Here is a 13,147-nt window from a genome sequence, read left to right on the forward strand (position 1 = left end):
AAAGTCGGGCGGATCCGGTCATCAGCCGTCGCGGCGGCCCGTCTCCCGCTGGTGACGGGGCCGCCACACGACCACCGACGTCGAGCGGGGCACGTGGACGAGTTCACCGCCCGCCCGGCCGGAGGACCCGGAACGGCGGCGGAGTTCGGCGACCTCCTCGACCAGTTCTGACACGCGGCTGCGCAGGGCGTCGACCTGATTGGTCAGCTCGATGATCCGCTTGATGCCGGCGAGGTTGACGCCCTCCTCCTGGCTGAGGCGCTGGACCTCGCGCAGCAGTGCCACGTCCCGCAGCGAGTAGCGTCGCCCACCGCCGCTGGTGCGCTCGGGGGTGACGATCCCGAGGCGGTCGTAGGTTCGCAGGGTCTGGGCGTGCAGCCCGGACAGTTCGGCGGCCACCGAGATCACCAGGACGCTGTCGTCGGGCCCCAGCTCCCCGACGTCCCGCCGGGGGCTCATGCCGACCCGGCCCAGCCCGACCGCGGATCGAAGCCGGCGGCGCGCAACGCGTCGTCATAGGCGGCGAGCTCGGCTTCGGCCATCCCGGCGGGGGGCGTGGCCACCCGGAGGGTGACCTTGAGGTCACCGGTTCCGGACTTGCGTGCGATACCCCGGCCGCGCACCCGAAGGATCTGTCCGTCGCGGGAGCCTGCGGGGATCTTGACGGTCACCCGCCCGGTGAGCGTGGGTACCGACACCTGGGCGCCGCGGACCAACTCCGGGTAGGACACCGGCAGGTCGACGAGCAGGTCGGCCCCGTCGCGGTCGAACACCTGGTCCTTCTGGACGGTGACCGTCACGTACAGGTCGCCCGACGGTGCCCCGCGGAAGCCCGCCTCACCCTGCCCGGAGAGCCGGATGCGCTGGCCGTCGGAGACGCCGGCCGGGACCTTGACGTTGATGGTGCGGGTGCGGTCCGTGACGCCGCTGCCCGCGCACTCCGTGCACGGGTCGTCGATCTTGGACCCGGTGCCGCCGCAGTCGGTGCAGGGCTCGGCGAAGCCGAAGGCCCCCTGGGTGCGCTGGGTGACGCCCGCACCGTGGCAGGTGCCGCACACCTTGGGGCTGGTCCCCGGCTTCGCGCCACTGCCGTGGCAGATCAGACACGGCGAGGCGGAGGAGAGTTTGATCTGGACCGTCTCGCCGAGGGCGGCCTCACGGAAGGACAGGGTCAGGGCGGTCTCGACGTCCTGGCCGCCCCGCGGGCGCTGTGCCCGGCCGCGGCCGGCCCCGCCGCCACCCGGGCGGGCCTGGTTGAACAGGCCGCCGAACAGGTCCGAGAATCCCCCGGCACCGCCGGCGGGCCCGCCGCCACCGAAGAGGTCGTTGATGTCGAAGTCACCGCCGGAGGCGGTGTACCGGCCCCCGCCGCCCGGGGCGAAGCCGCTGAACCCGCCGGAGGTGACCTGGTCGCGGAAGGCGTCGTACTCCTTGCGCCGGGCGGGATCGCCGATGACGTCGTTGGCCTCGCTGATCCGCTTGAACTTGTCCTCCGCGGCCGCGTTGCCCGGGTTGGAGTCCGGGTGGTTCTCCCGCGCGAGCTTGCGGTAGGCCTTGCGGATCTCGTCCTGGGTGGCGGACTTGGAGACGCCCAGTTCGGCGTAGTAGTCCTTCTCGACCCATTCGCGCTGACTCACCAGACGCCTCCCTTCTTCTTGTTGCAGTTCTTCTTCTAATTGCAGAGGTCGGGTCTACGAATTCTCTCAGTTCCCCGGCACATCCGGGGTGATGAGCCGGTGGGCTCAGCGGACGCTGACCATCGCCGTCCGCAAGGTCCGCTCACCGTGGCGGTAGCCCTTGCGCAGGACCGTCCCCAGCACGGGCTCGGATCCCTCGGATTCGTCCTGCACGGCCTCGTGGAGGGCCGGGTCGAACGGATCGCCCTCGTTTCCGAAGGACTCGACACCCTGGGATGCCAGTAGCGCGCGGACCTTGTCGGCGAAGACCTTGAGCGGCCCCTCGGCGAGGTCGCCGTGCGCCTCGGCCCGGTCGAGGTCGTCGACGATACCCAGCAGCTCGGTGAGGACCGAGCCCTTGGCGGTGTCGATGATCGATTGGCGGTCACGTTCGACGCGGCGCCGGTAGTTGGCGAACTCCGCCGACACCCGCTGCAGGTCGGCGGTCCGCTCGTCGAGCTGCGCCTGCAGCTCGGCCACCGGATCGTCCTCGCGGACGTCGCCGGTCGGGGCATCGCCGGCCGGAACCTCGCCGGTCGGGGCGTCCGCCGCGTCGGCTGCGGTGGCGTCGGCCGCCGGCGCTGCGCCCTCGTCGTCGACGATCTCGGCCTCGACCGCCTCGGCGGCCTGCTCGGCCTCGTCGTCAGCGCCGGCCCACGCCGCCTTCTCGGAGGCGTCGGTCTGCTCGGGGCGGGTCACTTGGACTCACCCTTCGACTCGTCCTCGTCGACCACCTCGGCATCGACCACGTCGTCGTCGGCCGAGCCCGCACCCGACGCGTCGCCGGCCTCGGCACCCTCGGCCGCGGAGGCCTCGTAGATGGCCTGGCCGACGGCCTGCGCCTCGGTGTTGACCTTCTCGACCGCGGACTTGATGGCGTCGACGTCCGAGCCCTCGAGGGCGGTCTTGGCCTCGGCGATCGCGGCCTGGAGCGACTCCTTCTTGTCGGCCGGGATCTTGTCCTCGTTCTCCGAGACGAACTTCTCCGTCTGGTAGATCGTGGACTCGGCCTGGTTGCGGGCGTCCGCCTCCTCGCGACGCTTGTGGTCCTCGGCGGCGTGCTCCTCGGCGTCCTTGATCATCTGGTCGATCTCCTCCTTGGACAGGCCGGAGCCGTCCTGGATGATGATCGTGTTCTCCTTGCCGGTGCCCTTGTCCTTGGCGGTCACGTGGACGATGCCGTTGGCGTCGATGTCAAAGGTGACCTCGATCTGCGGCACGCCACGCGGCGCGGGGGCGATACCGGCGAGCTCGAACGAACCGAGCAGCTTGTTCTGCGCCGCCATCTCGCGCTCGCCCTGGAAGACCTGGATCTGCACGGACGGCTGGTTGTCGTCGGCGGTCGTGAAGGTCTCCGAACGCTTGGTCGGGATCGTGGTGTTGCGCTCGATGAGCTTGGTCATCACGCCACCCTTGGTCTCGATGCCCAGCGACAGCGGGGTCACGTCGAGCAGCAGGACGTCCTTGACCTCACCGCGGAGCACGCCGGCCTGCAGCGCGGCACCCACGGCCACGACCTCGTCCGGGTTGACGCCCTTGTTGGGCTCCTTGCCGCCGGTGAGCTCCTTGACCAGGTCGGTCACGGCGGGCATACGGGTCGAACCGCCGACCAGCACGACGTGGTCGATGGAGCCGACCGAGATGCCGGCGTCCTTGATCACGGCCTGGAACGGGTTGCGGCAGCGATCGAGCAGGTCCTGCGTGATCTTCTGGAACTCGGCGCGCGAGAGCGTCTCGTCCAGGAAGAGCGGGTTCTTGTCCGCGTCGACGGTGATGTACGGGAGGTTGATCGAGGTGGACTGCCCGCTGGACAGCTCGATCTTGGCCTTCTCGGCCGCCTCGCGCAGGCGCTGCAGGGCCATCTTGTCCTTGGTCAGGTCGATGCCGTTCTGCGCCTTGAACTTGTCGACGAGCCAGTTGACGATCCGCTGGTCCCAGTCGTCGCCACCGAGGTGGTTGTCGCCCGAGGTCGCACGGACCTCCACGACGCCGTCGCCGATGTCGAGCAGGGAGACGTCGAAGGTGCCGCCACCGAGGTCGAAGACCAGGATGGTCTGCTCCTTGTCGCCCTTGTCGAGGCCGTAGGCCAGGGCTGCCGCGGTGGGCTCGTTGACGATGCGCAGGACGTTGAGGCCCGCGATCTGACCGGCGTCCTTGGTGGCCTGACGCTGGGCGTCATTGAAGTAGGCCGGAACGGTGATGACGGCGTCGGTGACGTCCTCACCGAGGTAGGACTCGGCGTCGCGCTTGAGCTTCTGCAGCGTGCGGGCGCTGATCTCCTGCGGGGTGTAGGTCTTGCCGTCGATCGAGTCCGACTTCCAGTCCGTGCCGATGTGGCGCTTGACCGAGCGGATGGTGCGGTCGACGTTGGTGACCGCCTGGTTCTTCGCCGGCTGACCGACGAGGACCTCGCCGTTCTTGGCGAACGCGACGACCGACGGGGTCGTGCGCGCGCCCTCGGCGTTGGCGATGACCGTGGCGTCGCCGCCCTCGAGGACCGCGACGGCCGAGTTGGTGGTGCCGAGGTCGATGCCTACTGCACGTCCCATGATGTTCTCCTTCTACTGACGTGTACGGGTTCTCTCTAAGCGGACCCGGCTCAAGGCTCGGATCGATGGCTCCACCCTGCCTGGCGGTGGCCTCCCGCGTCAACCCGAGTTGAGCCTGGCCCGCTGAGGTTTGTCGCCCCGTATAACCCCCACTTTGTCGAATCCATTCCGGCGGTGGCGCAACTCACACCATTGATTGAGCCCGCCGGGCTCAACAATGGGAAGAGCGCCCCGGCCGCCGCCTCTCGGCGGTGCGGCTCGGAGCGCTCTTCGTATGGGAAGGGAAGGTGCGGGAAGGAGAAGGAGGTACGACGACGAGGTCCGCCGTCACCCGGATCAGATCAGATGACACCCTGCGCGAGCATGGCGTCGGCGACCTTGCGGAACGCGGCGATGTTCGCCCCGGCCACCAGGTCACCCGGGGCGCCGTACTCCTCGGCGGTCGCCGCCGCGGTGGCGTGGATGGAGGTCATGATGCGGTCGAGCTCGGAGTCCACCCGCTCGAAGTCCCACAGCAGCCGACCGGCGTTCTGCCGCATCTCGAGACCGCTGGTGGCCACGCCGCCGGCGTTGGCGGCCTTGGCGGGCCCGAAGAGGATGCCGGCCCGGTGGATGACCTCCACCGCCTGCTCCGTGCACGGCATGTTGGCGCCCTCGGCGATCACGCGGCACCCGTTCTTGGCGAGCGTGCGCGCCTCCTCGGCGTCGAGCTCGTTCTGGGTGGCACAGGGCAGCGCGATGTCGCACTCCACGTCCCACACGGAACCGGTCTCCAGGTAGGTACAGTTGCCCCGCTCCCGGGCGTAGGCCGACAGCCGTTCGCGGCGGACCTCCTTGACGTCCAGGAGCAGGTCCAGGTCGAGACCGTCCTCGTCGTGGACGTAGCCCTGACTGTCCGAGCAGGCCACGACGGTCGCGCCGAGCTGGGCCGCCTTCTTGGCCGCGTAGATCGCGACGTTGCCGGAGCCGGAGACGACCACCCGGGAGCCCTCGAGGCTGTACTCGGTGTCGCGGAGCATCTCGCGGACGAAGTAGACGAGCCCGTAGCCGGTCGCCTCGGTGCGCGCCCACGAGCCGCCGTAGCCGACGCCTTTGCCCGTGATGACGCCCGCCTCGTTGCGGCCGGTCACCTTCCGGTACTGGCCGTACAGGTACCCGATCTCGCGCCCGCCCACGCCGATGTCACCGGCCGGGACGTCGAGGTCGGCACCGATGTGGTGCGCGAGCTCGGACATGAAGGACTGGCAGAAGCGCATCACTTCCGCGTCGCTGCGGCCGTGCGGGTCGAAGTCCGAACCGCCCTTGCCGCCGCCCAGGCCGAGACCGGTGAGGGCGTTCTTGAAGACCTGCTCGAACCCGAGGAACTTCAACGTGTCCTCGTCCACGGACTTGTGGAAGCGCAATCCGCCCTTATACGGGCCGAGATCGGAGCTGAACTGCACACGGAAGCCCCGGTTGACCTGGACCGCGCCGGTGTCGTCGACCCACGGCACCCGGAAGGACACCACGCGCTCGGGCTCGATGATCCGCTTGAGGATCCCGCCCTCGACATATTCCGGGTGCTGCTTGACCACGGGTGCGAGCGACTCCAGCACCTCGTGCACAGCCTGCCGGAAGAGGTGCTGTCCGGGATTGCGTCGCACCACGGTGTCAAGGGCGTCGTGAAGTGCGGCGTCAGCGTCGGACATGGGACCTCCGGGTAATAAGTCTTTGGTGATGACGCGTACGTCGTTGCCGAAGAGGCAGCCTAGCGGCAGGGCCCGCGATTCTCCGACTCAGCGTCGTCACATCAATCGACAATCGAATCCCACTAATCACACGTGTCACACTGGACTCACTAATCACATCTCCGTAATCTGAGCCGCGACAACCCGATCCACTGCCGGTCGACGCGCCGTCGCCCAGCCGTGCATTCCGGAAGGCCATCATGCGTATCACCTCGAAGTTCGCCGCCGTCGCCGCCGCCGCGGCACTGGTGGTCACCGCGACCCCTGCCGGCGCGGCCCCCTCCCCCACACCCGGTAACCCGGCTCCGTCCGCCTCCCGACCCGCCGTCGCCCAGCCCCTGCCGGCGTTGGCCGATGCCCTCGGTCCGGAGCTGACCTCACTCGTCGAGGCACTGCGACGTGATCTCGGACTCACTCCCGAGCAGTTCCTCGCCCAGGCCGGCATCGGGGAACGTCTGGCCGAGGCCCGTCCCCGGTGGGAGCAGCAGTTCCGTCAGTCGTTCGGCGGCGTCTGGCTGGACGAGGAGGGCACCGGCCTGGTCGGCGTGGTGGCCGGCGCCGCCGGAGACGAGCTGCGCGACGAGGCCACCCGGTCCGGGTTCACGGTCAAGGATGTGGCGCTGACCACGAGTGAACTCGAGGCGCGCGAGCGTCAGGTCATCAAGATCATCGAGGGCACCCCCGAGGACATGCAGGACCTCGTCACCGACGTCCGCGTCGATCCCACCCGCAACGCGGTCGTCGTCACGACCCGCGGCGGCGAGGCCGCGCAGCTCGGCAACCTCGACGCCCGACTGCGGGACCTCGCCGAGATCGACATGATCGAGGCCCCTGACCCGGCGTTCGACACGGCCCCGTTCGGCAGCGAGGGGGGCACCGGGTCCGACGGCGAGCCGACCGTCGACGGCATCGAGCCGGCCACCACCCGCGCGGACGACCCGGACGGGACCGGCGCGGCGCCCGGTAGCGGCGGCGACTCCGGCTCGCTCGGCAGCCTGGCCCTGCTCAATGACGCCGGCCTCGTCCCCGAGGGCCCCATGCGCACGGTCATCGACCTCCTCGCCGGCCTGACCCCCGGCACCGGGTCGATCATCGACGGGATGATGGCCCAGACCATGGTCGACCCCGGCACCCCCGTGCCCGAGGACCAGCCGCGGGCCATCGAATCGGTCCCCGCTCCGGCGGGGCCCGTCACGGGCGGTACCGGGTACCAGGTGGGCGTCCCGGGAGGAATCCTCGAGTGCTCGACCGGGTTCAACGGTGAACTGGACGGCAAGCCCGTCGTCATCACCGCCGCGCACTGTGCCGGCGCCGACGGCACCCGCGCGGCCCTCGCCGACGGCGAGGAGTTCGGCACCATGACCCGCAGCGAGCGGGAGGGCATCGACACCGCCCTCATCGCGGTCGACGACGACGTGGCGGACCGGTTCCGCACCAACCTGGTGGGAGACGGGCCGGACAGCACCCAGGAGATCATCGGCACCGCGGACCCGGTCGTCGGCCAGAAGGCCTGCAAGACGGGGTTCCGGACCGGCTTCTCCTGCGGCACGATCTCGCAGGTCGGCACGACAATCGACGTGGCGGGCACGCGCACCATCTCGAACGCCTTCACCGTGGACCTGTGCGCCCTGCCCGGCGACAGCGGCGGCGTCGTCTTCTCCGGCGACCGGGCCCTGGGTATCTCGAGCGCGTCCAACGTCGCGGACTCCGTCACCTGCGCCGACGCCGATGCCGTGGCCCGGACGGCCGGGTTCACCCCGCGCCTGTCGGCCGTCCCGATCGCCGACGTCCTCGCCGCACACCCCGGGCTGACGCTCCGGACCAACTGATCCTCCCCTTCCACGCGGGCCCCGCCTGCGAGTGGAGTCTGCTCCGGTAAGGGCAGCCTCAACTCGTCAGACGGGGCCCGCGTGGCTTACCTTTGACCTCGACACAGTCGACGGGCGCCCACAGGGTCCTATGAGTGCTCGTGCGTCGAGAAGTGCGACGAAAGGCCGCGAACCATGTCAGGCGTGACCATCACACTCGGGACGATCGGCGTCCTGCTCAGTCTGTTCTGCTGGGCTTCCTTCATAGGCGGCGTCACGCGCATGGTGCGCAGCCTGTTCCTGGGACAGAAGGACGGATTCGACCGGCTGCGGCCGATCCTGCCCCGATTGAAGAACGTCATCGTCGAGGTGGGCGCCCACACCCGGATGGCCCGCAAACGTTCGGTGGGCTTCTTCCACTGGTTCGTCATGGTGGGCTTCCTGCTCGGCTCGATCGTCTGGTTCGAGGCCTATATCCAGACGTTCAACCCCCGCGGCGGCTGGCCCTGGCTGTCCGACCAGGCCTGGTACCACGCCGTCGACGAGTTCCTGGGCCTGGGCACCGTCATCGGCATCACCGTGCTGATCATCATCCGTCAGATCAACCAGCGTCGCGGCCTCAACCGCTTCGTCGGCTCGGACCGCAAGGCCGCCTACTTCGTCGAGACCGTCGTGCTCCTCGAGGGCCTGGGCATGATCTTCGTCAAGGCCGGCAAGCTGTCGCTGCAGGCCGCCGACGGGTACGACTTCCACTGGTCCACGGACTGGGTCACCGGCCCGCTGTCGACGATCCTGCCGGCCAACGAGCTCATGGTCTCGGTCTTCGCGCTGATCAAGCTGCTCACCGGCATGATCTGGCTGTACGTCGTGGGCCGCAACATCACGTGGGGCGTCGCCTGGCACCGCTTCTCCGCGTTCTTCAACATCTACTTCAAGCGCGAGGCCGACGGCCGCACCGCGCTCGGCCCGCTCAAGCCGATGACCATGGACGGCGTCCCGCTGACCATGGAGAAGGTCGAGGAGCTCACCGAGGCCGACGAGGACTTCGAGCCCAAGCTCGGCGCGGGCGCCATCGAGGACTTCTCGTGGAAGGGCTGGCTGGACTTCTCCACCTGCACCGAGTGCGGCCGCTGCCAGGAGCAGTGCCCCGCCTGGAACACCGGCAAGCCGCTGAGCCCCAAGCTCATGATCATGTCCCTGCGCGACCACGGCGCCGCGAAGGCCCCGTACCTGCTCGCCGGTGGGCAGACCACGATGGGCGAGGAGACCGGACTGGTCGACGCCGAGGGCAACCCCGACGAGGCCAAGCTCGCCAAGATCCCGGAGGCGGCCCGCCTCGAGGCCCAGCGCCCCCTCGTCGGTCACACCACCGCGGACCTCTCCGACGACCCGATGGCCGCCGGCATCATCGACCCCGAGGCCCTGTGGTCCTGCACCACGTGTGGCGCCTGCGTCGAGCAGTGCCCGGTGGACATCGAGCACGTCGACCACTTCATCGACATGCGCCGCTACCAGGTCCTCATCGAGTCCGAGTTCCCGACCGAGCTCGCGGGCCTGTTCAAGAACCTCGAGAACAAGGGCAACCCCTGGGGCCAGAACAACTCCGGTCGCGACGAGTGGATGAACTCCCTCGACTTCGAGATCCCCGTGATCGGCAAGGACATCGAGGACTTCGCCGACACCGAGTACCTGTTCTGGGTGGGCTGTGCCGGCGCCTTCGAGGACCGCGCCAAGAAGACCACCCAGGCCGTGGCCTCGCTGCTGCACACCGCCGGTGTGAAGTTCGCGGTGCTGGGCCAGGGCGAGACCTGTACCGGCGACTCGGCCCGCCGCGCGGGCAACGAGTTTCTGTTCCAGATGCTCGCCCAGCAGAACATCGAGGTCATGAACGACGCGTTCGACGGCGTGCCCGCCGCGCAGCGCAAGGTCGTCGTGACGTGTGCCCACTGCCTCAACGCGCTGAAGAACGAGTACGGCGACTTCGGCGGCGACTACCAGGTGGTCCACCACACGCAGCTGCTCAACCGTCTGGTGCGCGAGAAGCGCCTCGTGCCGGTGGCCCCGATCGACGGTGGCGTCACCTACCACGACCCGTGTTACCTCGGCCGCCACAACCAGGTCTACGAGGCCCCGCGTGAGCTCATGGACGGCTCGGGCGTGACCCTCACGGAGATGCCCCGTCACGGGCAGCGGTCCATGTGCTGTGGCGCCGGTGGCGCGCGCATGTGGATGGAGGAGACGGTCGGCAAGCGGATCAACATCGACCGTGTCGACGAGGCCCTGTCGACCAAGGCCACGAAGATCGCCACGGGCTGCCCGTTCTGTCGCGTGATGCTCTCGGACGGGGCCACCGCCCAGACCGACGGCACCGAGCAGGAGGGCCAGGTCGAGGTCGTGGACGTCGCCCAGCTGCTCCTGGAGTCCGTCTCCCGTGACGGCGGCCTGCCCGAGCCTCGCGAGGCCGCGTGGCTGGAGCAGCCCACGCGTGAGAAGACGAAGGCGGAGAAGGAGGCCGAGCAGGCCGAGCGCGACGCCGCCGAGGCGGAGTCCGCCACGGCCGCCGCCCCCGCTGCCCCGGCCGAGGCCGCGCCGGACAACGCCGTCGTCGACGAGGGCGAGGGCGCGGAGGTCGCCGCCGCCGGCACCGGTGGCGCGGCCAGCGCGGCCGAGGCCGGCCCGTCGGCCGCCGATTCGACGGGCGCACCCAAGTCGGGTGGCCTCAAGCTCGGTGGCGGCGGCAAGGTCCCCGGCGGCCCCAAGGCCCCCGGCGCTCCGAAGGCCCCCGGCGCCGCCGGGAGCGGCGAGTCCGCCACCGAGGCCCAGTCCGCGGTGAAGGACGCCGAGCGCACGGAGGAGACCCGCGAGGCCGCGCAGGGCTCCGCTCCGGCCACCACCGGCGCTCCCAAGCCGAGCGCCGGCGCGCCGAAGTCCGGCGGGCTCACCCTGGGTGGCGGGGCCAAGGCGCCCGGCGGGGCCAAGGCTCCGGGCGGCGCGAAGGCCCCGGGCACGGCCAAGGCAGCGGCGTCCGAGCCGTCCGCGGGCGAGTCCGCCGCCGCGCAGACCGAGACCGCCGATGCCGGGTCCGCCACGGACACCGCACCGGCCGCGCCCGCGAAGCCGGCCGTCGGCCTGGGCCTCAAGGGTGGAGCGAAGGCGCCCGGCGCGCCCAAGGCGCCCGGTGCTCCGAAGGCCCCGGCCGCCGCCCCGGCGACCGAGGCCCCGGACAAGGCCGAGCCCGCCGACTCCGCCGCCCAGGCCGAGACGGCCGAGGCTGAGTCACCTGCGACCGAGTCAACTGCGACGGAGTCAACTGCGGCAGAGTCGACGTCGACCGACGCCCCGGCGAAGCCCGCGTCGGGCGGGACGATCCCCCGCTCGAAGAAGTCCGGAGGTTACGGCCTCTCTCTGGGCTGACGCCCACCGGACGCCACCGCGGCCCGTGATCAGGTCTCCTGATCACGGGCCGCGGTCGTTTCATTTCCGTGTTGTCCAGCGTCAGCAGGGGTGGTGAACTTCTTGAACCTGGTAGACGGGTGTCGGGATACCCTCCATCCGGGCCTTGAGCTGCAGCGCGAGGTACCTCGAGTAGTGGCGGGACTGATGCAGGTTGCCCCCGTGGATCCACAGTTGCTCGACGTTGGTCGGCTTCCACATGTTGCGCAGCTCGCCCTCCCACGGGCCGGGGTCGCGTGTCGTGTCCGACCCGTAGCCCCACACCTTCCCCACCCGGTCGGCGACCTCCTGGGACACCAGGTCCACGAGCCACTGGTTCATCGACCCGTACCCGGTGGCGTACACGATGATGTCCGCCGGAAGCACCCGGCTGCCGTCGAGCTCGACGCCGTCGGGCAGGATGCGTGACACCTGGCCGCTCTCGAGCGCGACCTCGCCGTCGATCAACAGCTGACTCGCACCGACGTCGATGTAGTAACCCGACCCGCGCCTGAGGTACTTGAGGAACAGACCGGAACCGTCCTCCCCGAAGTCGAGGTCGAATCCCACCTCGCGCAACTGTCGGTAGAACTCCGCGTCCTTCTCCGCCATCTGCTCGTAGACCGGGATCTGCGCCCCCGGGAGCAGTCGGTAGGGCCATGAGGCGAAGAGCATGTCCGCCTTCTCCGTGGTGACACCGGCGTCGAGAGCCTCTTCCGAGTAGAGGGGGCCCAGGGCGAGGGACATCAGGGATTCACTGCGGGAGATGTGCGTGGATGAGCGCTGCACCATCGTGACGTGCGCACCGTGATCCCACAGAGCCGCGCAGATGTCGTGAGCCGAGTTGTTCGACCCGATCACCACGGCCCGTTTGCCCGCGACGTCGCCCTCGCCCGTGAACTCGGACGAGTGCCACTGCCGGCCGGCGAAGTCCTCCGAGCCCTCGAACCGCGGGATGTTCGGGTACCCCGACACCCCGAGCGCGAACACGAGTTGGGTCGGGCGCAGCACGACCTTCTCGCCGCGGCGGTCGACCTCGACACGCCACGTCCCCGAGTCCTCGTCGAAGTCCGCCTTGAGACACTCCGTTCCGGACCAGTAGTCGAGGTCCATGATGGCGGTGTAGTGCTCGAGCCAGTCACCGACCTTGTCCTTCGCGGGGAACACCGGCCAGTCTTCGGGGAAAGGGATGTACGGCAGGTGGTCGTACCAGACCGGGTCGTGGAGATGGAGCGACTTGTAGCGCTTGCGCCATGAGTCACCCGCGCGTTCGTTCTTCTCGATGACGATGGTGGGTACCCCGAGGCGCTTGAGACGAGCGGCGAGCCCGATACCGCCCTGGCCGCCGCCGATGATGACGGCGTAGGGCTGCTCGGTGTACCCGAGGGTCTCCTGGCGCTCGATCTTCTGCTCGAGCCAGGTCTTCCGGCCCCGGGTGATGACGTGGTCGACACCCTGGTCGCGACCGTGGCGCTTCTTCTCCTCGTGGCCCTTGAGTTCCTGCAGGGTCGTCAGAAGAGTCCATGCCCGCCCGTCCCTCAGTCGGAGGTGGCCCCACCCGCGGCCCGTGGCCGTCTCGAAACGCACCCACGCCTCCACCACCCCGTCGCTGTCGGTGGCGGGTTCGTCGAGGGCCCACCCGGACGGTTCGACGGCTGCGAGCTGGCGGCTCAGCATGTCGCGGATCTGGTCGCGGCCCTCGAGTGTTCTGAGGTTCCAGGTGAAGGCGACGAAGTCGCGCCAGTACCCGTCGGTGCCGAACAGGTCGGCCGCCCGGCCCGGGTCCCCCGATCGCAAGGCCTCGTCGAAGGCCGCCAACCACCGTTCGACCACTGTGTCCGGTTGAACGCGGTCGACGTCCGGACCCCCGGGGCCGCGGTCTGCCGGTGCCTGCTGAGTCTCGGTCATGTCCACTCCTCCACTTCCTGTAGCTTCTGGGATGACGTAGATCACAC

At 69.6% G+C, this 13,147-nt stretch carries 8 protein-coding genes; 2 read left to right on the forward strand and 6 right to left on the reverse strand.

What is annotated here, in order from left to right; translation table 11 throughout:
• Nucleotides 1-21: 21 nt before the first annotated feature.
• The 5 genes from AB5G72_RS15350 to gdhA all read right to left on the reverse strand — a co-directional run bounded on the left by AB5G72_RS15350 (nucleotide 22) and on the right by gdhA (nucleotide 5,913).
• Complete coding sequence (locus AB5G72_RS15350) at nucleotides 22-459, reverse strand: heat shock protein transcriptional repressor HspR (protein ID WP_120286434.1); 438 nt, start codon at nucleotides 457-459, stop codon at nucleotides 22-24.
• Nucleotides 456-1,637 carry a molecular chaperone DnaJ gene (gene dnaJ / locus AB5G72_RS15355; protein WP_120286435.1) on the reverse strand — a complete coding sequence of 394 codons (1,182 nt, stop codon included), beginning with the start codon at nucleotides 1,635-1,637 and terminating at the stop codon, nucleotides 456-458. Before dnaJ ends, AB5G72_RS15350 begins: the two co-directional genes overlap by 4 nt.
• A 105-nt stretch (nucleotides 1,638-1,742) precedes the next feature.
• Nucleotides 1,743-2,375, reverse strand: coding sequence for a nucleotide exchange factor GrpE (grpE, locus tag AB5G72_RS15360; RefSeq protein WP_440220312.1), 633 nt, complete (start codon nucleotides 2,373-2,375; stop codon nucleotides 1,743-1,745).
• Nucleotides 2,372-4,225 (reverse strand): molecular chaperone DnaK, encoded by a 1,854-nt coding sequence (dnaK, locus tag AB5G72_RS15365; protein WP_440220313.1) that lies wholly within the window; start codon nucleotides 4,223-4,225, stop codon nucleotides 2,372-2,374. The genes grpE and dnaK overlap by 4 nt, the downstream gene beginning before the upstream one ends.
• Nucleotides 4,226-4,566: 341 nt before the next feature.
• Nucleotides 4,567-5,913 (reverse strand): NADP-specific glutamate dehydrogenase, encoded by a 1,347-nt coding sequence (gene gdhA / locus AB5G72_RS15370; protein WP_253002516.1) that lies wholly within the window; start codon nucleotides 5,911-5,913, stop codon nucleotides 4,567-4,569.
• 239 nt (nucleotides 5,914-6,152) lie between these two features.
• Between gdhA and AB5G72_RS15375 the strand changes: the two genes are divergently transcribed.
• Together AB5G72_RS15375 and AB5G72_RS15380 are read left to right on the forward strand one after the other, a co-directional pair.
• Nucleotides 6,153-7,781, forward strand: a complete 1,629-nt coding sequence (locus AB5G72_RS15375; RefSeq protein ID WP_440220314.1) for a S1 family peptidase — start codon at nucleotides 6,153-6,155, stop codon at nucleotides 7,779-7,781.
• Between the two features lie 174 nt (nucleotides 7,782-7,955).
• Nucleotides 7,956-11,174: a (Fe-S)-binding protein gene (locus AB5G72_RS15380; protein ID WP_253002518.1), complete on the forward strand. Its 3,219-nt coding sequence runs from the start codon at nucleotides 7,956-7,958 to the stop codon at nucleotides 11,172-11,174.
• An 81-nt stretch (nucleotides 11,175-11,255) separates the two neighbouring features.
• Here the strand turns inward: AB5G72_RS15380 and AB5G72_RS15385 are convergent, their stop codons facing one another.
• Complete coding sequence (locus AB5G72_RS15385) at nucleotides 11,256-13,100, reverse strand: NAD(P)-binding domain-containing protein (RefSeq protein ID WP_440220315.1); 1,845 nt, start codon at nucleotides 13,098-13,100, stop codon at nucleotides 11,256-11,258.
• Nucleotides 13,101-13,147 lie beyond the last annotated feature (47 nt).

Source organism: Dietzia sp. MNB45, from assembly GCF_051994785.1.
Lineage (GTDB): Bacteria > Actinomycetota > Actinomycetes > Mycobacteriales > Mycobacteriaceae > Dietzia > Dietzia kunjamensis.

Excerpts from the sequence above, each read along its gene's own strand:
- AB5G72_RS15380 (WP_253002518.1), top strand. The coding sequence starts at position 7,956 with ATGTCAGGCGTGACCATCACACTCGGGACGATCGGCGTCCTGCTCAGT.
- AB5G72_RS15350 (WP_120286434.1), bottom strand. The coding sequence starts at position 459 with ATGAGCCCCCGGCGGGACGTCGGGGAGCTGGGGCCCGACGACAGCGTC.
- gdhA (WP_253002516.1), bottom strand. The coding sequence starts at position 5,913 with ATGTCCGACGCTGACGCCGCACTTCACGACGCCCTTGACACCGTGGTG.
- dnaK (WP_440220313.1), bottom strand. The coding sequence starts at position 4,225 with ATGGGACGTGCAGTAGGCATCGACCTCGGCACCACCAACTCGGCCGTC.
- AB5G72_RS15385 (WP_440220315.1), bottom strand. The coding sequence starts at position 13,100 with ATGACCGAGACTCAGCAGGCACCGGCAGACCGCGGCCCCGGGGGTCCG.
- AB5G72_RS15375 (WP_440220314.1), top strand. The coding sequence starts at position 6,153 with ATGCGTATCACCTCGAAGTTCGCCGCCGTCGCCGCCGCCGCGGCACTG.